This window comes from Clostridioides sp. LIBA-6622 (assembly GCF_056716095.1).
Genome location: NZ_CP196998.1, coordinates 737,835 through 758,709 on the forward strand (window position 1 = coordinate 737,835; position 20,875 = coordinate 758,709).

Annotated in this window: 17 protein-coding genes; 12 read left to right on the forward strand and 5 right to left on the reverse strand. The window is 29.7% G+C overall.

The genetic code is table 11. From position 1 onward, the window contains the following. The first annotated feature begins 338 nt into the window (after window positions 1-338). Both ACTG47_RS03715 and ACTG47_RS03720 read left to right on the forward strand, forming a co-directional pair. Window positions 339-2,264, forward strand: coding sequence for a metallophosphoesterase (locus ACTG47_RS03715; RefSeq protein ID WP_479926163.1), 1,926 nt, complete (start codon window positions 339-341; stop codon window positions 2,262-2,264). A gap of 307 nt (window positions 2,265-2,571) precedes the next feature. Further along, complete coding sequence (locus ACTG47_RS03720; protein ID WP_479926164.1) at window positions 2,572-4,470, forward strand: metallophosphoesterase; 1,899 nt, start codon at window positions 2,572-2,574, stop codon at window positions 4,468-4,470. 57 nt (window positions 4,471-4,527) lie between these two features. Here the strand turns inward: ACTG47_RS03720 and ACTG47_RS03725 are convergent, their stop codons facing one another. Beyond that, a complete protein-coding gene (locus tag ACTG47_RS03725) occupies window positions 4,528-5,406 on the reverse strand; it encodes a LysR family transcriptional regulator (protein ID WP_479926165.1) in 879 nt (292 codons plus the stop codon). 268 nt (window positions 5,407-5,674) lie between these two features. On the opposite strand from ACTG47_RS03725, the gene ACTG47_RS03730 reads away from it, so the two are divergent. Then, window positions 5,675-7,411 (forward strand): ABC transporter ATP-binding protein, encoded by a 1,737-nt coding sequence (locus tag ACTG47_RS03730; RefSeq protein WP_479926166.1) that lies wholly within the window; start codon window positions 5,675-5,677, stop codon window positions 7,409-7,411. Continuing rightward, entirely contained in the window at window positions 7,411-9,270 is a 1,860-nt protein-coding gene (locus ACTG47_RS03735; protein ID WP_479926167.1) for an ABC transporter ATP-binding protein, read from the forward strand. The genes ACTG47_RS03730 and ACTG47_RS03735 overlap by 1 nt, the downstream gene beginning before the upstream one ends. Before the next feature lie 274 nt (window positions 9,271-9,544). On the opposite strand, the gene ACTG47_RS03740 is transcribed toward ACTG47_RS03735, so the two are convergent. Next, window positions 9,545-9,898, reverse strand: a complete 354-nt coding sequence (locus tag ACTG47_RS03740; protein WP_479926168.1) for an ArsR/SmtB family transcription factor — start codon at window positions 9,896-9,898, stop codon at window positions 9,545-9,547. 185 nt (window positions 9,899-10,083) lie between these two features. On the opposite strand from ACTG47_RS03740, the gene ACTG47_RS03745 reads away from it, so the two are divergent. The 5 genes from ACTG47_RS03745 (at window position 10,084) to ACTG47_RS03765 (ending at window position 15,671) form a co-directional block, all read left to right on the forward strand. After that, window positions 10,084-10,305, forward strand: a complete 222-nt coding sequence (locus ACTG47_RS03745) for a cation transporter (RefSeq protein WP_479926169.1) — start codon at window positions 10,084-10,086, stop codon at window positions 10,303-10,305. A gap of 21 nt (window positions 10,306-10,326) precedes the next feature. Further along, entirely contained in the window at window positions 10,327-12,189 is a 1,863-nt protein-coding gene (locus tag ACTG47_RS03750; protein WP_479926170.1) for a heavy metal translocating P-type ATPase, read from the forward strand. A gap of 287 nt (window positions 12,190-12,476) precedes the next feature. Continuing rightward, complete coding sequence (locus tag ACTG47_RS03755) at window positions 12,477-13,373, forward strand: helix-turn-helix domain-containing protein (RefSeq protein WP_479926171.1); 897 nt, start codon at window positions 12,477-12,479, stop codon at window positions 13,371-13,373. A 19-nt stretch (window positions 13,374-13,392) separates the two neighbouring features. Beyond that, complete coding sequence (locus tag ACTG47_RS03760; RefSeq protein ID WP_479926172.1) at window positions 13,393-14,754, forward strand: MATE family efflux transporter; 1,362 nt, start codon at window positions 13,393-13,395, stop codon at window positions 14,752-14,754. Between the two features lie 470 nt (window positions 14,755-15,224). Further along, the gene (locus ACTG47_RS03765; RefSeq protein WP_479926173.1) at window positions 15,225-15,671 is read left to right on the forward strand and encodes a hypothetical protein; all 447 of its coding nucleotides are present in this window, start codon (window positions 15,225-15,227) and stop codon (window positions 15,669-15,671) included. 90 nt (window positions 15,672-15,761) lie between these two features. Here ACTG47_RS03765 and ACTG47_RS03770 read toward each other — a convergent pair whose 3' ends face one another. After that, complete coding sequence (locus tag ACTG47_RS03770) at window positions 15,762-15,980, reverse strand: LexA family protein (protein ID WP_169470478.1); 219 nt, start codon at window positions 15,978-15,980, stop codon at window positions 15,762-15,764. Window positions 15,981-16,432: 452 nt separating this feature from the next. On the opposite strand from ACTG47_RS03770, the gene ACTG47_RS03775 reads away from it, so the two are divergent. Both ACTG47_RS03775 and ACTG47_RS03780 read left to right on the forward strand, forming a co-directional pair. Then, a complete protein-coding gene (locus tag ACTG47_RS03775; protein WP_479926174.1) occupies window positions 16,433-17,161 on the forward strand; it encodes a DNA alkylation repair protein in 729 nt (242 codons plus the stop codon). A gap of 21 nt (window positions 17,162-17,182) precedes the next feature. Beyond that, a complete protein-coding gene (locus ACTG47_RS03780; protein ID WP_479926175.1) occupies window positions 17,183-17,770 on the forward strand; it encodes a TetR/AcrR family transcriptional regulator in 588 nt (195 codons plus the stop codon). 179 nt (window positions 17,771-17,949) lie between these two features. Here the strand turns inward: ACTG47_RS03780 and ACTG47_RS03785 are convergent, their stop codons facing one another. Together ACTG47_RS03785 and ACTG47_RS03790 are read right to left on the reverse strand one after the other, a co-directional pair. Further along, on the reverse strand, window positions 17,950-18,567 hold the full coding sequence (locus tag ACTG47_RS03785) for a DUF998 domain-containing protein (RefSeq protein WP_479926176.1): 618 nt from the start codon (window positions 18,565-18,567) through the stop codon (window positions 17,950-17,952). Next, entirely contained in the window at window positions 18,554-18,787 is a 234-nt protein-coding gene (locus ACTG47_RS03790) for an AbrB/MazE/SpoVT family DNA-binding domain-containing protein (protein WP_479927063.1), read from the reverse strand. The genes ACTG47_RS03785 and ACTG47_RS03790 overlap by 14 nt, the downstream gene beginning before the upstream one ends. 720 nt (window positions 18,788-19,507) lie before the next feature. On the opposite strand from ACTG47_RS03790, the gene ACTG47_RS03795 reads away from it, so the two are divergent. After that, window positions 19,508-20,851, forward strand: coding sequence for a glycoside hydrolase family 55 protein (locus tag ACTG47_RS03795; RefSeq protein ID WP_479926177.1), 1,344 nt, complete (start codon window positions 19,508-19,510; stop codon window positions 20,849-20,851). Window positions 20,852-20,875 lie beyond the last annotated feature (24 nt).

Sequence of the window (20,875 nt, forward strand, 5' to 3'; positions counted from 1 at the left end):
CGTTTTACTAATTGTACTGTTAATATCATATCTATGGTAGAAACTGAGACTAGTATCAGTATTCTTACACATCTAATCTTAAACTTTATTCACTATCATGTAGTTTTAAATGTACTAAATATACTTGCATACTAAAATCTAAGTTGTAATTATCCTATTCAATATAACAATATAAAAGATACTTAAATACAATAAAATAGAAAATGAAATGAGTATCTTTAAATATAATAATATGTGACTAAGTGAAAGTTGTGCAGAAACATGTAAAATGCTATAGTTTAAAATAAAGTATTATGTTAAATTTTATTATAATCTTAAAATTTAAGAGGGGGGATTTTATGAAGATAAAATTTGCTATGATAACATCTATGATATTCTTAATGACATCACTTGTGGCATGTCAAAGTACTAAAAATATAGAAAAAAAAGTAGCAGATGCAGAGGTTAAAATATTAGCTACTGCTGATTTACATTCAATTATGACAGATTCTTTAGTTTCATATGTAAAAGAAGAAAGAGCAAAGAATGAAAACTTACTTATGGTAGATGCAGGGGATTTTTTTGGCACACAAAGTAAAGAAATGTGGGAATGGACTTCTGGAAGAAAACTAATCAATATTAAACAAAGTGGTAGAGCGGAATATGAAGATATAATTAAGCGTAGTACAGATGAGGTACCTATAGTTAAAGATATGGCTCCTTTGAAGTATGACGCTGTGGTATTTGGAGACAATGAATTTGTTTCAAATGATAAGCAAAATCTTGATAAACTAGTTTCTGATTTTAAAAATAATAATATGCCATTGGTATCAGCAAATATATATGAACAATCTGGAAAAAACTATGTACAACCATATATAATGAAAAATGTTAAGACAAATAAGGGGAATATAAAAGTAGGAATACTAGGTCTTACTATAAAAGAAGTAGGGGAAAGCCTAGGTCTTGAAGATTTTGAAAAAGACAGAAAAGCAAGAGAGCTTGGAGAACAAACTGAATACAAAGGCAAATTATACGCAAATGATTTAGTAGAAGATGCAAAGAAATGGGTGAAAGTAATGCAAAAAGAAAGTCCAGATATAATAGTTGCAGTTGTACATTCAGGTAAAGAACCCAAAACGACTAGAAATGCAGGTAATAGAATAAAAGAATTAGCAACTACAGTGAATGGAATAGATGCAATTGTAGCTGGTCATACTCATGAAAGAATAGATGAGCATACATATAAAAATAAGTCTGATGAAGAAGTAATAGTTACACAACCAGGTTCACATGCAGATAGTGTGTCACAAATTAATTTTAAATTAAATAAGAAGGATGATAAGTGGCAGATAGAAGAAAAATCTAGCAAGTTAAAAATAATTGATAAAGAAGTAAGTATAGTTGCTACTGCAGATTTGCATTCACATTTTTCTGATAAATTGACAGTAAGTCTTGTTAATGAACGAAGTAATCCAATCGAACCTGTTGTAGTAGATGCAGGTGACTTTTTAGACCCTCAAACAGAGGAAATGACTCAATGGTATAAAGAGTGGAAAAATATAAGAGATAACAATACTGGGAAAAAGATTAGTAGATGTCCAATGGTTAAATCTATGAATCAGGGTATGTATGATGCAGTAGTACTTGGAAATCATGAGTTTGTATCTGAAAAAGATGAGTTTTGGTCAGATGAGCGTCTTTTAGATGCTGTTATAGAGGACTTTGGACAAATAACAATTCCTGTATTATCAGCGAACATATATAGACAATCTGGAGAAAATTATGTTAATCCATATATCATAAAAGATGTAGAAACAAATGAAGGAAATTTAAAAGTAGGAATATTAGGGCTTACTATAAAAGAAGTAGGGAAAGGTCTTAAAAATGTAAATTTACAAGAGCAATTTCAATACAAAGATAAATTGTACGCAAATGATTTAGTGGAAGAAGCAAAGAAATGGGTAAAAGTGATGGAAAAAGAAAAACCAGATATAATAGTTGCAGTAGTGCACTCAGGGGAAGAACCTAAAAACCCAAAACATCCAGGCAATAGAATAAAGGAACTAGCAACTACAGTAGATGGAATTGATGCGATTGTAGCTAGTCATACTCATGAAAAAATAGATGAACATGACTATAAAAATAAAGCTGGAGATAAAGTTATAGTGACACAACCAGGTGAACATGGTAAATTCTATTCTAAAATTACTTTTAAGGTAAAAAAAGAAAAGGATTCATGGGTTATTAATGATAAGTCTAGTAAAACAGTAGCAGTTGAATAATTTTATAAAACTTATAGATACAGTAAAGTAGCTAATATTAGTATTATTGATAAGATGAGTAGATAAGAGTATTTAAATGTGGTAAATATATTATGAGTATTCTAGTAGAAATCTTAATTGATAATCTGGTTTACTAAAGTAAGTATTGTCTTACTAATAAAAAATATTGAGAACTATATGTAGATTTGATTAAAAAGGAATTTACATATAGTTCTTTTAGTATAATAAATAGTACAAACTTATATGGTAAAGATAAAGCATGGTATTAAATTTTATTATCATCCAAAAATCTAAGGGGGAGGCTTTTATGAAAATAAAATTTATTATAGTGGCATCAATAATATTTTTAATAGTATTACTCGTAGGGTGTCAAAGTACCAAAGATACAGAAATTAATGTACTTGCTACAAGTGATTTACACTCAATTATTCCAGATAATTTGGTATCTTATGTGGAGGAAGAAAGGAAATATGATGAGAATCTACTCATGGTAGATGCAGGTGATTTTTTTGATATGCAAAGTGGCGAAATGAACAAGTGGTTTACTGGACAAAAACTGGTAAGGTTTAAAAATGGAATACCAGAATACAAAAAAATAGCTGAACCACGTGAGGGAGAGGTTCCTCTAGCTAAAGAAATGTCAAAACTAAAATATGATGCAGTTACATTTGGAAATCATGAATTTGTTTCTAATGATAAACAAAGCCTTGATAAATTAGTTTCTGATTTTAAAAATAATAACATACCATTAGTGTCGGCAAATGTATATAAACAATCTGGAGAAAACTATGTAAAACCATACGTAATGAAAAATGTAAAGACTGATAAGGGGGATGTAAAGGTCGGGATATTAGGTCTAACTATAAAGGAGGTAGGTGAACGCTCAAGATTTAAAAATTTTGAAGAAGACAAAAAAGCTAGAGAGCTTGGTGAACAAGCGCAATATAAAGGAGAGCTATATGCAAATGATTTAGTAGAAGATGCTGAGAAGTGGGTAAAAGTTATGGAAAAGGAGAAACCAGATGTAATAATTGCGATAGTACACTCAGGTGAAGAACCTAAAAATCCTAAAAACCCAGGAAATAAAATAAAGGAATTAGCAACTACTGTAGATGGTATAGATGCTATTGTAGCAGGGCATACACATGAAAAAATAGAACAGCATACATATAAAAATAAATCAGGTGAAGAAGTAATAGTAACACAACCTGGAGCTCATGGTAATAGCATATCAAAGATTAATTTTACACTAGATAAGAAGAATGAAAAGTGGTATATAAAAGATAAGTGCAGTGAGTTAAAAGTATTTGGAAAGGAAGTAAATATAATCACAACATCTGGTCTACATCAAAATTTTTCAGATGAAATGGCAGTTAGTCTGTTTAATGAAAGAGATAGAGATGTCCAACCTATATTTATTGATACTGGAGATTTTTTGGATACCAATGCAAAAGAAATGACTAAGTGGTCTAAAGAGTGGCAGTACAATGCAAGGAAGGGTATCCATAAAAAAATAAATGAATGGCCAATTGTATATCTTGGTTATGATGCTGTAGTACTTGGTAGTCATGAGCTTACATCCGATAAAAAGGATTTTAAAGAACAAAAATCCACATTAGATTCTATTATAGAAAACTTTGAGGAAATGAAAATACCAGTTTTGTCAGCTAATATATATGATGAGTCTGGAGAAAACTATGTAAAACCATATATAATGCATAAAGTGGAAACTAGGGAAGGGAGTATAAAGGTTGGAGTGCTGGGTCTTACTGTAGATAAAGATAAAAAAGATTCAAGTGATTCAGGTTCGAATAAAGATTCAAAGTCTTTAAAGATTCCTGAAGAAACAGAAAAATTATATACCAATAATTTAGTAAAAGATGCAGAAGAATGGATAAAGGTCATGCAAAAGGAAAATCCGGATGTAATCGTTGTGGTTGTTCATTCAGATAATAATATGGCACTAAAAAATCCAAGTAGTGAGATAAAAAAACTTGCACTGTCAGTAGATGGAATAGATGCTATTGTGGTAGGTCATACGAAAAATAAGATAGAAGAACATAGTTATAAGAATGAGTTTGGAGATAAGGTTATAGTAACACAATCTGGAGAAGATTGTTATTCAAAAATAAGCCTTGAATTAAGAAAAGAAAATGGTAAGTGGAATGTCATTAATAAATACAGTAAGTCAATAAAAATGAAGTAAAGTAATAAAAATAAATAAAAAAGAAGACCTTTTATATCGAAGGCTCTTCTTTTTTATTTACAAACAATTAAAATTATCTATAAAGAATCGAATATATTTTTCCTTTACATTTTTTTGATATGCAATACCATATTCAATGATAGCTTGTTCAATGATTGGGCGAATAATAAAGCCATCTCTTTCTACTGGTATACAATGCTCAGGTAATATTGCTATACCATATCCACAATTTGCAAGAAGGATACTTGCTTGGTCATTTTCACATACAATATTAAAGTGGCTTTGAGAATGTAATGCTATCTTTTCCTGCAATATATTTCCATGTTGAAATGGGATAAATTTAGGATTTAATATAATTAAGCAATTTGTCTTTAAATCATCAAAAGTCAGACTATCTTTCTCAGTAAGTGTGGATTGTGATGACATAATAGCATAATTTTTAGCATCCTTTAATTTCTTAAAAGAACACTCTTTCATATCTCTAATCATTTCTCTTGTTGAAAGCATGATGTCTAAATGGTTATTATTGAATAAATTTTTAAGCTTAAAATAATCTTCCATAAATATTAAAGGATATACTTGTGGGAATACGATTCTTAAATCTGACAATATACCTTGTAATTTATTGAGTTCAGCATAACTAGAACATCCAATACGCAAAAAAGAAGTGTTTTGAGAAGTAGCTTTAGCTATCCTTTTCTGTGATACTTCTATTTTATTGAGTATATCTTTGGCGTCACTATAAAACATAGTTCCCATTTCTGTCAGTCTAACCATTTTTGAATTTCGTATAAATAATTTTGCTCCTAATTCCTCTTCTAAATTTTTGATATGGTGGGTAACAGTAGGAGTAGATAAAAAAAGTTCTTCTGCTGCTTTTGTAAAATTTAATTTGTCAGCAACACATACGAAACATTCTAATTGTTGAGTATTCATAGAGCACCTTCCTTCCATATCAAAAGTATAATTGTAAAGTGATATAATTTCAATATAACATTAGATTTTATCTAATGTTATTACGTTTTTTGAAATTCTCATTCGAAACAGATAATGATAAAATTCTAAATATTAGGCATCTGAGTATATCCATTTCTATACAAAATAAAGAAAGATTAAGTAAGAGAATTTATAGATAATTGAAGTTGTCTGATAGAACTTAGGATAAGTCAACATCTTAAAAATTATTTGGAAAAGGAGATAGAGTATGATTAAAAAATTAGCTTGTTCTATTAAAGAGTATAAAACTACTTCTATACTAACATCAGTATTTGTCATATTGGAAGTCTTAATGGAAATTCTGATACCTTTGATTATGGCAGAAATGATTGATGTGGGAATCAGTGGAAACAATACACAGACTCTAGTACGACTTGGCACTATTTTGATTGTTTGTGTACTTTTAGGATTATGTTTTGGAATCCTGTCTGGAAGTTTTTGTGCTACTGCATCTGCTGGATTTGCACAAAATTTAAGAAAGGATATGTATTACAAAATACAGGACTATTCTTTTGCTAATATTGATAAGTTTTCAACTTCCAGTATTGTAACAAGATTAACCACAGATGTTACAAATGTTCAAAATGCTTATATGATGATTATTCGTGTAGCTGTGCGTGCTCCACTTATGCTTGTATTTTCACTAGTTGCTGCATTTATGGTTAATGCAAATTTATCATTTATATTTTTGATTGCAGTTCCGATTCTTGGAGTTGGTTTATATTTCATTGTAAACCGTTCACATCCATACTTTGAAAGGGTATTCAAGATATATGATGATTTAAATGGTGTTGTGCAAGAGAATCTCACAGGTATACGAGTAGTTAAATCTTTTGTAAGAGAAAAATTTGAAATCAAGAAATTTAAGAATATCTCAGAAAAAATATACAAGGCATTTGGAAAAGCTGAAGGGATTGTTGCATATAACATGCCATTAATGCAGTTTTCTGTATATTGTTGTACACTATTACTTTGCTGGTTTGGTTCAAAAATGATAGTCTCAAGTAATGCAACTACAATGACTACAGGGGAGCTTTCAAGTTTAATTGCGTATGCCATGAATATTCTTAATTGTCTTATGATGTTATCTATGGTTATGGTTATGATTAACATGGCAAGAGCTTCTTCTGAACGAATTATAGAAATAGTGGACGAAGAAAGCTCCTTAAAAAACGGAAATAATCCTGTATATCATATGGAAAATGGAGAAATAAGCTTTGATAATGTCTCATTCAGTTATGTAGATGATAAAGAAAAAGAATGTCTAAAAAATATTTCATTTCATATAGAGACTGGTTCAACATTGGGGATTATAGGTGGAACTGGAAGTGGAAAAAGTTCGTTAGTGCAATTAATACCACGCCTTTATGATGTCACAGAAGGGAAAATTACAATTGGAGGTGTAAATGTAAAAGATTATGATTTATTTACACTTCGTAATGAAGTAGCAATGGTTCTCCAAAAAAATGAGCTATTTTCTGGAACAATTAAAGAAAATCTACTTTGGGGAAATAAATCTGCTAGTGAAGAAGAAATAATACATGCTTGTAAATTGGCACAGGCAAGTTCTTTTATTGAAACATTTCCAGATAAATATGACACATATATTGAACAGGGAGGGACAAATGTTTCTGGTGGTCAAAAGCAAAGATTATGTATTGCAAGAGCACTGCTGAAAAAACCAAAGATTTTAATACTTGATGATTCTACAAGTGCAGTCGATACAAAAACTGATTCGATGATTAGAAAGTCATTCAGTAAGGAAATACCAGATACTACAAAAATTATTATTGCACAACGTATTTCTTCAGTTGAAGATGCTGATTATATTATCGTTATGGAAGGTGGTAAAATCAATGGGTATGGTACACATGAGGAATTACTAAAAACAAATGTAATTTATAGGGAAATATATGATTCACAAACAAAGGGAGATGATAAGTAATGGAAACAAAAGTATTCAGTGTATGGAAACGACTGTTATCTTATATTGTAGGACGACATAAAGCTTTGTTTAGTGCAGTTGTTGTATGTATTCTTTTTAGCTCTTGTACTATTGTTATAAGTTCTTTGTTTTTGCAAACATTGATTGATGACTATATCACTCCACTTTTACTTGAAGATAACCCGTCATTTAGTGGATTATTATATACAATTATTTTGATGGCATGTATTTATATCTTAGGAGTTGTTGCAACGTTTCTCTATAATAGAATTATGGTAAAGATTTCTCAAGGAACGTTGAAAGAAATTAGAGATGATATGTTTGTACATATGCAAAAGCTTCCTATTCGTTATTTTGATACTCATACACATGGAGATGTTATGAGTCATTATACGAATGATACAGATACATTGCGTCAATTTATCTCACAGGCATTACCACAATTTATTTCAGCTATCATTACAATAGTTGTCATATTAATTTCCATGCTTGTAAGTAATGTTCCTCTGACAATTTTAGTTTTAGTAGTAACAATCATCATGAGTATAACTACTAAAAAAATTGGTGGTGCAAGTGCAAAGTACTTCATAAAACAACAGGAGACTTTAGGTAATATTACAGGTTATATTGAAGAAATGATAAATGGTCAAAAAGTAATTAAGGTATTCTGTCATGAGGAAGATGCAAAACAGCAATTTGATAAAAAGAATAGGGATTTATGTTTAGATTCTACACAAGCAAATAAGTATGGTAATATACTTATGCCAAGTATTATGCAACTTGGTAATTTGCAATATGTCTTAATTGCTCTTTTGGGAGGTCTTATGGCATTGCATAGTGTAGGTTCTATTACTGTTGGAATGATTGTGGCTTTCTTAAACTTGTCAAAAACATTTTGTATGCCTGTCTCACAGATTGCACAACAAATTAGCATGATGGCTATGGCATTGGCAGGTGCAGAACGTATCTTTGAATTAATTGACGAAGAACCTGAACGAGATAATGGATATGTTACATTAGTACATGCTAGACTTAATAATGGTGAAGTAATAGAAACAACTGACAATACAGGGGAGTGGGCATGGAAGCATCCTCATCATGATGGTACAATAACTTATACTCCTTTAAAAGGTGATATTCAGTTCTCTGATGTGGATTTTGGATATACAGACAAAAAATTAGTACTACAAAACATAGTTTTGGAAGCGACTGCAGGAGAAAAAATAGCTTTTGTTGGAGCAACAGGAGCTGGAAAAACTACCATCACAAATTTGATTAATCGTTTTTATGATTTGGCAGATGGAAAAATTCGATATGATGGTATTAACATCAATAAAATTAAAAAGACAGATTTACGCCATTCATTGGGAGTTGTCTTACAAGATGTCAATCTATTTACAGGGACAATTATGGATAATATAAGATATGGTAAAATTGATGCTACAGATAATGAGTGTATTGAGGCGTCTAAATTGTCAAATGCACATGATTTTATTACTAGATTACCAAATGGATATCAGACTATATTAACACAAAATGGAGCTAGTCTTTCACAAGGTCAACGACAATTAATCTCGATTGCCCGTGCGGCAGTTGCAAATCCACCAGTAATGATTCTTGATGAAGCTACATCTTCTATTGATACACGTACAGAAGCACTGGTACAGCAAGGTATGGATAATCTTATGAAGGGTAGAACTGTTTTTGTGATAGCGCATAGGTTGTCTACTGTTAGAAATTCAGATGCAATTATAGTTCTTGAGCAGGGACGTATAATAGAAAGAGGTAATCATGATGATTTAATCAATCAAAAAGGAGTTTATTATAGTCTTTATACGGGAGCATTTGAGTTAGAATAGGATTATAGGTTGTAAATTTTTATAAAATATATAGATAAGGTAAGGTACTTTAAGTCAGAACTTGGTGCCTTGCTTTATTTTTTTATACATGACCTGGAGTATTATGGATGGATAATAGACAAAGTCAAATCAAATATCACAATTCTATATGGCTTTTAATAAAGATTAAAATTGGCAGATAATATAAACAAAAGCCATCTACTTTCTTTGGGAATAGATGGCTTCTATAAAAATATTATAATACTTAAATCTATTAGTATGTTTTTGTAGAACATTATTTTTTTTCACAGATATGTTCTAGGGATACCTCAAGTATTCCTTTGATGTGGCTATCATCTAATGAATAAAAAACAAGCTTACCTGATTTTCTTGATTTAATTAATTTAGCAGTTTTAAGTGTTTTTAACTGATGAGAAACTGCTGATTTTGTCATATTTAAGAGCACTGCAAGGTCACCTACACACATTTCATTTTCTAAAAGTGCCCATAATAATTGAATCCTTGTCCCATCTCCCATAATCTTAAAAAAATCAGATAAATCATATAGTAAATTCAATTTTGGCATTTTTTCTGATGTTTTTTCAACTAAATCGGTGTGTATAGCTTTACAATCACATTTTCTTTCCATAGCATATACCTCCATAAATGTAATTATAATTGATTGATTGTTCAATTGTCAAATAAATAGAGTGCTTTTAAGAGTATCTAAAATGTCTAATTGGGACTTGACGATTGAATGGTTGTTCAACTATAATTTAAAACAAATAGTTGATTGATTGAACAACTATTAAATTTTAAAAGGAGGGTTTTCTGATGAAGAAAAAATTTGATTTAATTAATTTAGATTGTGCTAACTGTGCAGCTAAGATGGAGAATGCTGTTTCAAAAATTGAGGGTGTTAATTCTGCTAACTTTAGTTTTATGACACAAAAACTGACACTAGATGCAGAAGATGCAAACTTTGAAGGTATTTTACAAGAAATCATTAAAGCGTGTAAAAAAGTTGAACCTGATTGCGAAATTGCAATCAAGTAATCAGTTACTTGGAGGAAACATATGAGTAAGAAGTTAAAGAATTTGCGTTATCGAATATTCATAAGTTTCATCGTTTTCTTAAGTGCTATTATTATGCCAATGAATAATACAATTCAGTTTGTATTATTCTTGGTAGCTTATTTAATTGTTGGTGGCGATATTATAAAGAAAGCCATTACTAATATAGGGCATGGTCAAGTATTCGATGAAAATTTTTTAATGGTGTTGGCAACGATTGGAGCATTTGTGACCAAAGACTATCCAGAAGCTTTTATGGTAATGTGGCTATATCAAATTGGAGAGTGGTTTCAACAATATGCAGTTGGTCGTTCAAGAGAATCAATTACAGAATTAATGAATATTCGTCCTGATTATGCAAATGTTGAAAAAAATGGTTCTTTAGTTAAAGTAGACCCAGAAGATGTCTCTATAGGAGAATTAATTGTAATTAAACCAGGTGAAAAAATACCACTGGATGGAATTATAGTAAAGGGAAATAGTTTAGTTGATACATCTGCTTTGACAGGAGAATCGGTTCCTAGAGAAGTAATGGTAGGAACTGAAATATTAAGTGGTTGTATAAATAAAACAGGGTTAATTACTATAAAAGTAACAAAAGAATTTGGTGAATCAACAGTGTCTAAAATACTACAACTTGTAGAAAATGCAAGTACTAAAAAAGCAAAAGCTGAAAATTTTATTACTAAATTTGCTAGATACTATACGCCTATTGTTGTTATTGCAGCTATGTGTCTTGCGTTTTTACCACCTTTATTTATTGAAGGAGCAGAATTTATGGACTATATTCATAGAGCTTGTTCATTCTTAGTAATTTCATGCCCTTGTGCATTGGTTATTTCTGTGCCACTAGGATTTTTTGGTGGGATAGGAGGAGCATCTAAGCATGGAATTTTAATTAAGGGTAGTAATTATCTTGAAACTTTATCAAAGACTGGAACAATCGTATTTGATAAAACTGGTACATTAACAAAAGGTTCATTTGAAGTGACAGAAATAGTTCCTGTAGATGTTAACAAGTCTACTTTACTTGAAATAGCCGCATATGCTGAAAGCTACTCAAATCACCCAATTGCTGAATCTCTAAAGAAAGCATATGGAAAAGAAATTGTATCAACAAGAATTAGCAATGCTTCGGAAATTTCAGGTAATGGAGTATTTATTAAATTTGATGGTGCAGAAGTGTATGCTGGGAATGAAAAGCTTATGAGGAAAGCTAAAATTAAAATACCAGTTTCAAAATCTGTTGGTACTGTTGTTCATGTCGCTCTTAATGGAAAATATATTGGTTATATTCTTATTGCAGATGAAATCAAAGAAGAAGCAAAGAAAGCCATTCAGGATTTAAAAGAAATCAATAAGATAAGTCAAACTGTTATGTTAACTGGTGACAATAAAGCTGTTGCTGAGTCTGTTGCTAATAAATTAGGTATTGATACAGTTTATTCTCAATTATTACCAGCAGACAAGGTAAAACAAGTTGAACACCTTTTAAATAATAAAGTAGATAATACTTCTCTTGCATTTGTAGGAGATGGAATAAATGATGCACCAGTGCTTACTCGTGCTGATATAGGTATCGCTATGGGAGGATTAGGCTCAGATGCTGCTATTGAAGCGGCAGATGTTGTCATTATGGATGATAAAGTTACAAAAATTAATTCTGCAATCTATATCTCAAAGAGAACAATAAAAATTGTGAAACAGAATATAATATTTGCTTTAGGAGTTAAGGCAGTTGTATTAATTCTAGGTGCTTTTGGGATGGCTGAGATGATGGAAGCTGTATTTGCTGATGTTGGAGTTTCTTTTATTGCTATACTTAATTCAATGAGAGCATTGAGAGTTAATGACTTTAAAAATTAAAGTTATCATTAAAGAAATGGCTTGTGTATGTTGTATAAAAGTAGGTGTAGAAAACTTCTAGTAAAGAAGATAAAATCAATGAAATCACGTTACTTATAAACATGATGGCAAAGCAATTTGCAGGGCGTATCCTTATGATATGTCTTGCTCTCTTCTACAATAAAAAATTAATGTATTTTTAGGACTATTTAATGTCGGAGTAGCTGATTTCTATGAACATACTCTATATAAACAGGTATGTTTAAGCTAAAAAAGCATAATACAATATGTAAGAAAGAGATGAGGTAATGTATAAAGATAAATATTCAGGTAGTATGAATGAAATGATAATTTATGAAGTTTTTTCAGGCATTGAACTTATTTATAACAAGTACAATGTATCCAATTTTAATTTAGAGGGTCAAAATAAAAATAATGTATTAGAAATAAGCTATTGCCTTAAAGGTAGAGTTGAATGTGAACTTAAAGATGGGACTTCTTTGTATTTAGGTGAAGGAGATTTGGGAATTAACATGTTGGACAATCCTGTAGAAGCTATGAATTTTCCACTAGAACATTATGAGGGAGTATCTATAAATTTATATTTAGATACTTTGAGTAAAAATCTTCCTGAAATGTTAGAAAATGATTCTATAGACATTTATAGCATTAAAAATAAATTTTGTATGGATGATGGATGCTTTGTTATGAGAGCTACAAAACAAATAGAACATATATTTTCTGAATTATATAAGATTCATAATGATATTAAAGAAGCCTATCTGAAAATGAAGGTTATAGAATTACTTTTATTTATGAGTGCCTTAAATAAATCACATGATGTTAAAAAAGAAAATTATTATAAGTATCATGTAAAAACTATTAAACAGATACAAGCTTATATAACGAAAAACTATGCAGAGCGATATACTATTGATGAATTATCTAAAAAGTATTTTATTAGTCTAACAACTTTAAAAGTATATTTCAAAGAAGTTTATGGAATGACTATTGCAAAATACATGAAAAATTACAGAATGAAAAAGGCTATGGAATTGTTAAGAGATACAAGTAGTTCAATTTACAATATAGCACTTGCAGTTAGTTATGAAAGTCAAAGTAAATTTGCAATAACATTCAAAGAAATCTATGGAATGAGTCCTTTTGAATATAGAAGAAAGGTTCTTAGAACTGAACTAAAATAAAAAGGAGGATATATTATTTATGAATGAAAAAAATGATACTCGTACACGACTACTTACAGAAAATCCTTTAAAATTAATGTTTTCACTAAGTATTCCTGGTATTATTGGTATGGTAGTTGTTGCTCTGTACAATATGATGGATGCTATATTTGTTGGACAGTTAGTGAGTTCAACTGCAATGGGAGCAGTAAGTGTTTCTTACCCACTTACATTAATCAATGGGGGTATTGCTACGCTTGTTGGTGTAGGTTCTGCATCTATATTATCAAGAGCAATTGGTAAAAAAGATAAAGCTATAGTAGATAAAATAATGGGAAATCTTGCTATGATGATTACAATTTTATCGGTCATTGTAACTATTATAGGCATGTGTTTTACACGCCAATTATTGCAATTTAGCCGTGTAGAGGGCGAGATGCTTACTCAAGCTGAAAGTTATCTGAGAATTATTTTTGCTGGTTCATTGTTTATAAATTTCACTCAAAGTTCTAATATGGTTATGCGTGGACAAGGATTGCTGAAAAGGGCAATGTTAATAATTGCAAGTGGTTCAATTTTGAATATCATTTTAGACCCTATTTTCATTACTTATTTTAATCAATATGGAATGGGAATTCAAGGTGCTGCCTATGCCACTTTAATATCACAGATTGTACAGTTTGGTATAAGTGTGTTGTATTTTACAAGAAAAAGTGAAGGGATTAAAATCAAAAAATTGAAGCTGGAATGGGATATCATTCCTGAAATTTGTTCTGTTGGCATTTCTGCTATGTTAATGCAAGTAATGACATTAGTGCAACAAACAGTTATATTCAATGTAGGGTCACGATATGGTGGAGAAAATGCATATATTTTATTAGGTGCTGCACTACGTGTACAAAATTTTGCATTTGTTCCATTATGGGGGATGAGTCAAGGTTTTCAACCAGTTGTAGGCACAAATTATGGTGCTAAAAATTACAGTAGGACAATTAAACTCACAAAAGTATTTGTACTTAGTGCGATTGCATTATCATTATGCTTCTTCTTACCAATACAAATTATTCCTGAAAAAATTCTTTCTCTATTTATTACAGAAAGTGATATTGTCACACAAGGTATCAGTAACTTCAGACTTATGTTCTCAACATACAGTGCACTAGCAGTTTTCATTATGATTGTTACTTTATTCCAGTCTTTAGGTAAAGCTAGTAAAGCTAGTATGATTGTAATGTTAAGACAAATAATCTTATTCATCCCTGCTGTTATTTTATTTCCTATGATGGCAAACTTAGGAGGAACTGGAGTATGGTTTGCAATTGCACTAGTTGATGGTTTTGTAGGAGTATTATGCTTATTAATGATGTTTAAGGAGTTTAGTAAATTAAAAAAATTAGCATAAAACTGACATTGGAGATGTTATATAAAGTATCTGAGTGAATGTCAAGTACATAACATGAATAAACAGATGATAAAAACACAGGAAAATTTTGTGTTTTATATGAATATATTATTAAAATAACTAAATTTATTTTGAAATAGCAGTAAAGGATTGCACCATACTATTGTATGCTTTGCAAGTTTTTACTGCTATTTATTTTTAAATAATTTTATCTCAATTACATATTTAATCAAGAGTATATGCTGGTATTTTGCGTATTGTAATATTTTTCATAACAAGGATTGTGCTAAATGGAGAACAATGAAAGTGTTATACATAAATATAGTACGATGTATATTTATAAAAATATCAAAACATTTGAGGTTTTTAATGATAAAATAGTTATATAAAATGATAAATTTAAATTATATGAGTCTAAGTTTGTTTATCTTAAAAATATAGAAGCAAAAAAATAGAGTGGAGGAGATAGATTGTCTTATATATATGAACCTAAAAACGATATTGAAAGAAAATTAGTAGAAGAATATGATAAACTAAATAGGAAAAAATATGAGAAGATGTATTGCAATATGGAGGATTATCAAATAGCTAAAGAGATATTAAATGAAGATTTATTTATAAGAGTTTGTATTAAAGATAGAAGATTAAAACATAAAGTAATGTGTACCAGTTTAGTTATTGTTGGCATATTCATATGTTTATTTTTGAGTTTTAGTATTTATAATGCTTCTAACATGTCCTCGAAATATTTATTTTCTTTTGGAATACTATTGCTCGCTATTTTATTAAATTCAAAATTAAGAGAAATGGGCTTTAAATATAAACAACATAATTTAATTGATTTTAGTGCAATAAATGTATTGGATGACATGAAAAAGAATACTAAATGTGTAGAAATGGAAAAAGATGTATTTTAATAATAGAAAAAGTTAAATTAAGAAGATTAAAAAAATGAGTTATCTAACTGTGATATAGTATATATCATATTTCAGATAACTCATTTTTTATTAATTATGTGTAATTTGAATTGCTCTTGGTTTGTTTGGCTCTCTTTTAATATAACCTTTAGCCTCTAGTTTATTTAAGTTTTCATATACAGATGAAGTTGAACTAAGACCTACAGCATGACAAATATCCCTAACAGAAGGTGGAGACCCTTTTGTTGCTATTTCTTTTTTTATTGCTTCTAAAATTAAACGTTGATTATTTGATAAATCCTTACTCATATAAACACATCCTTTTAATATTATAAAAACGTTTGTTCGATTAAAGGGTAAAAAATAAGTATTATGCTAATTTCATATATTTATTAGAATATATTCTTATCCAAAATAGACTTGTGAATATGAAACATTGATAGCATAATATTTCCTCATAATACTCATATACTACTAGTAAAATAATAGTTGTTTTATTATATTATAACATATAATTTATATTTTCAGATAACTTGTGACTGTATTTTAGTATTTAATTATATAAAAAGTATATAAAAAGCATACAAAAAGTTAATAAAGGGCTAAAAGATAAAAATAAAACAATAAACTTCCAACCAAATGTCAATAGTACTTTGTGAAAAAGATACATTGCTTATTAGTTAGTGGATAATATAAAACTAATTTACATACATATTGTATGTATGATATTATAAAAATAAACTTTATGGGAGTAAAATATTATGAAGCACAAAGAACATTATAATGACCACTATGTTTTAGACATTTCTACAAAAATATCCTCCGTAATACCAAGTTTTAACTCAAGAGCCTTTTGTGATGATTTAATTGGTCAACTTGATGACAAGGAGTTATTTGCACGATTTGACTATATTGTAGACGCAATGCAAAAAAATATGGGGAGTAATTATTCAAATAGCATTTATGCTTTTTATGACATGTTAGGACCGGAGTTGACTAAATCAGAAGGAATGTTTAGTTCTGGTTGGTGGTTGTGGCCTATTGGCAGGTATGTTGAACGTTATGGAAATGAAAATTGGAAACTATCTTTATCATTTTTGAAAGAATTAACAAAAAGGTTTACAGGTGAGTATGCTATTCGTCCATTACTGAAAGAACATCCAAGGGAAGTGATGGACGAGTTAATTATGTGGACGCATGATGATAATGTACATGTGCGTAGGCTTGCAAGTGAGGGGGTTAGAATTCGCTTGCCATGGTCAGAAAAATTGCTTGTAGCATTGGAAGAGTTTGAACGATATGTAGAAATTCTTACTAATCTTAAAGATGACTCAGAAAAATTCGTTCAAAAGAGTGTTGGTAACAATTTGAATGACTTGTATAAGGAATCGAGCGAGAAGGCAGAGTACATTATTGAACAATGGCGAAAATCATCTTCAAGTGATGCACAGGAATGGATTATCAAGCATGGAATGAGAAATCAAAAATAGAAGAGTGGGAGAAATATTATTATGAAAAATGAAGAGGCTACACAAAAAACAACATCTGCCTTATTGAAAGTTGCAAGAAAGCATTTTACACAGTTTGGATATTTTGATGTATCGCTGGAAAAAATTGCAGAAGATAGCAATGTAACACGAGGTGCCATATACCACCATTTCAAGAATAAAAAAGGGCTTTTTCTTGCTGTGCTGGATAATGTACAAGAAGATGTTGCTAAACAAACAGAAAGAGAAGCACTGAAAAGTGATGACCCTTGGCAACAGTTAATATTGGGATGTCTGGGATTTATAAAAGGTGCCAATGCAAGAGAATGTAGACGAATATTGCTTGTGGATGCTCCAGTGGTAGTTGGTTGGGATGCGTGGAGAAAAGCAGACCAAGAAAATTCAATGAACGTTTTACAAGAACATATTGATGATTTAAGTAAACAAGGTTATTTAAAAGAAGATGTTAATACAAAATTGATGACATATTCTATTTCTGGCGCATTAAACGAATTAGCCTTAAATTATTCATCAAATCAAGTAGTAGAGATTAATAAGGAAATAAGTGTCACAATATCTTATATGGTCAATGGATTTAAAAAAAATAACTAAAAATAGCTTCGAGCCAAATGGCTCGAAGTATTTTGGAAAGCATCTCCAAGTGAAAGTTGTATATTTGCTAATAGTTAGATTTTACCTATTTTAGCATTTCTCTTAAGATATTAATATCATACAATCGAGTCCTTATAATTAGGCATAATACAACTATTAAATTAATTTTTAAATATTAACTATTGAATCAATGTAAGACATCCTAGTGGCAAATACATACATAATAGTGATAATCTTTGCCACAATCCCTCTAAAGATATAATTGTGTTTTTATAACTTGGTTTATCTGCCATAATAAATAGTGTAAAGAATATAACTGTGATAATAAAACAAAAAATCGAGAAAACAGCAAATCCCATTCTTCCAGTTTTAAAGAAATAAATCCCTATTAAAAGTGGGGCAATAGTCAAGGTCATAAATCCAATAACAGAACCAAAACCATGTATTTTTTCTGAAATAGTATCTAAGCTTTTTAATTCTCCAATAGAAAACAAACCAGATAGAATACAACCACCAATAGCATATGTCATTATCACAATAAATAATAATGTTGCAATTAAACTTGAAGATTTTGAAACAATCACATAGACCTTAAAATTACTTGCTAAAAGGATAATTCCACAAACAATAAGCCATATATTATAAACAGTATGTAAAGGTGCTTTATCATTTCCTAGGACACTCATAACCTGTGTTAAATGATTATACCCTTTATAGGTTGGAGCTATGATAAATGGAATAGTTAAATCAAGTAATAAAGAAATTGGTAAGAGTATTAGTAAGTTATTTTTCATCATCTATTGCACCACTTAAACCACCAAGCCCTTTTAAAATTTTGATAGCTAATTCTTTCATTACATCAGCTTTTACAATTGCTATACCTTGTTCTTCATCCCCTAGCACCAAAAGTGTATCTCCTGCATTAATATCAAAAATTTGTCTTGCTTCTTTTGGAATAACTATCTGCCCCTTTTCCCCAACCTTTACAGTTCCAAATATATGTTGCCCTTTTTTCATTCCCATACTTATTTCTCCTATCATATTTTTTATTTTAGTCATACTTTTCATACTTATAGGAAAAGTATAATTTGAGTGGTAGGAGTTGTCAAGTTTCCCTTGAGTACAGTATGAAAATTCATTCAGAAATTCACACTATCACTATTTATCCTACAATATTCAAGTTACTATTTTTATACGAAATAAGTTAAAACCTACAACCTACATGTTTGATTAGAATAATAATGTAATATTTAATATCTTTATATTTATCATCCATAGAAAGTTTAAAATCATATACATCTCATTTTATATATTAAGAGTATTTGCAAATATTTTGTATATAAGCAATCTTGAACTAGTTAATTTTATTAATCTTAAAATTACAGATTATTATACATAATCATTTTATAAACAATTTATAAACTAATTATAAACAAATTGACTACTTTTAAGAAGTTTTATCATAGTACTATAAGATAACAGGAATTGTGTTACTACAAAAAGAGAAAAACTATCAACTTAATTTATGAATGCAATGTTTAATCTGTTTAATATTACTGGACAATTAATTTTAAGAAATAAAAAACTATCAATATTTTAATTATTGAAATCCAAGATATTTTATTATAGCGATTATCTCAAATATCATAAAAATACACTTACTTGCTCTAGTCATAGTAAAAATACATTTATTCCTGTAAATACAAATAATCTAAATTTTAAAAGGAGGAATTAATCATGGCAATTGAAACTAAAACTCCAGACTGGGTTAATGTACTGGAACTAAACAACAAGATAGACATTACTGGAAAAGAAGATGTTAGTGATATGATACAAGCGATTGTTTCTGATGAATCACTAAAAGATTCCGTTATATACTTTCCAAATGGTGACTACTTATTTGAAAAAGGTATTAAAATTAGCCAACAAATAACACTTCAAGGAAACTCTTATTATGGAGGGGATGTTCCAAAACAAGCAGAAGGTAAAGAACAACCATCTCTAGTAGGAGCAACAAATTTTATAACTAGAGGAGTTTCTAATATAAGTATTATTACATTGACAGAAACAAATCAAACAATCAAAAATATTAACTTTTATTATGATGATAGAGAAATAGAAGAGCAATTACCTGAAAATGTATCTGCTATCACAGAATGTAAAGGTGTACAAGGTCTATCACATTTTGAACATTTATATATTTCTGGCTTTTCAAAAACAGGAATAGAAATTCCATTTTATGCTACTGCAAATGATATCACTGTTACCTCATGTGGGCTTGGTATAAAACTTGGAGAGAAATCCATGCTTTCTAGTAGTAAGGTTTATAGATGCAAAAACGGAATGGAGATTACAACTGGTGTCAGTGTAAATAACGTAAAAATAGAAGATATTCAAGAAATAGGTATTAATAATAAAGGGCTTGGTTTCAATCTTATGATGAACCTTTCAGTTGATAATTGTGGATACTGCGGATTTAAGTTTGAAAAAATGGCTCATAGTCAAGTAAACGCAAGAATTACTAGGTGTGCTCAGTATTATAAAAATGTTGATTATGATACTTACAAGAATATGACAGATAGAAAAGAAGATGCTTATTCAATATTTTATGGAGATACTTTAGAGAACTGTAATATTGTATTAATGAATAATAATGTTGATGCCCTAGAAAATGGTTTAGAGCGCAAGATACATGTAATCAAAGCAAATGAGACGACTAATGTAATGCTAGAATGTGATGCTGAGGCAGATAGTTTTGTACAATGTGCAAAAGGCAACTTATTATTGGAAAATGGTAGAAATACTTATAAGTTCTATGATGGTGAACTTTGTTCTGTAGGTGGAGTTCAGATTTCTGATACAAATCAGGGTGATTTGCTTAAGATAAGTGACAATACACTTTATGTAGATAATAATGGACAAGATTTAGTAGTTCCTAAATTGAAAAAGAATTCTGTTATATCATCAATGTTAGATTCTGAAGAAGAAATAAGTAAATTACACAGTGGAACATGGGAGCAAATAGGCATAAAAACACTTGATGGAGAACTTATGTACTATTATAAAAAAATAAATGATTAGTTTTAAAATTAGGAGGTAGTGAAT

Coding starts and splice junctions, on each gene's coding strand:
- ACTG47_RS03715 (WP_479926163.1), top strand. CDS start 339: ATGAAGATAAAATTTGCTATGATAACATCTATGATATTCTTAATGACA.
- ACTG47_RS03720 (WP_479926164.1), top strand. CDS start 2,572: ATGAAAATAAAATTTATTATAGTGGCATCAATAATATTTTTAATAGTA.
- ACTG47_RS03725 (WP_479926165.1), bottom strand. CDS start 5,406: ATGAATACTCAACAATTAGAATGTTTCGTATGTGTTGCTGACAAATTA.
- ACTG47_RS03730 (WP_479926166.1), top strand. CDS start 5,675: ATGATTAAAAAATTAGCTTGTTCTATTAAAGAGTATAAAACTACTTCT.
- ACTG47_RS03735 (WP_479926167.1), top strand. CDS start 7,411: ATGGAAACAAAAGTATTCAGTGTATGGAAACGACTGTTATCTTATATT.
- ACTG47_RS03740 (WP_479926168.1), bottom strand. CDS start 9,898: ATGGAAAGAAAATGTGATTGTAAAGCTATACACACCGATTTAGTTGAA.
- ACTG47_RS03745 (WP_479926169.1), top strand. CDS start 10,084: ATGAAGAAAAAATTTGATTTAATTAATTTAGATTGTGCTAACTGTGCA.
- ACTG47_RS03750 (WP_479926170.1), top strand. CDS start 10,327: ATGAGTAAGAAGTTAAAGAATTTGCGTTATCGAATATTCATAAGTTTC.
- ACTG47_RS03755 (WP_479926171.1), top strand. CDS start 12,477: ATGTATAAAGATAAATATTCAGGTAGTATGAATGAAATGATAATTTAT.
- ACTG47_RS03760 (WP_479926172.1), top strand. CDS start 13,393: ATGAATGAAAAAAATGATACTCGTACACGACTACTTACAGAAAATCCT.
- ACTG47_RS03770 (WP_169470478.1), bottom strand. CDS start 15,980: ATGAGTAAGGATTTATCAAATAATCAACGTTTAATTTTAGAAGCAATA.
- ACTG47_RS03775 (WP_479926174.1), top strand. CDS start 16,433: ATGAAGCACAAAGAACATTATAATGACCACTATGTTTTAGACATTTCT.
- ACTG47_RS03780 (WP_479926175.1), top strand. CDS start 17,183: ATGAAAAATGAAGAGGCTACACAAAAAACAACATCTGCCTTATTGAAA.
- ACTG47_RS03785 (WP_479926176.1), bottom strand. CDS start 18,567: ATGATGAAAAATAACTTACTAATACTCTTACCAATTTCTTTATTACTT.
- ACTG47_RS03790 (WP_479927063.1), bottom strand. CDS start 18,787: ATGAAAAAAGGGCAACATATATTTGGAACTGTAAAGGTTGGGGAAAAG.
- ACTG47_RS03795 (WP_479926177.1), top strand. CDS start 19,508: ATGGCAATTGAAACTAAAACTCCAGACTGGGTTAATGTACTGGAACTA.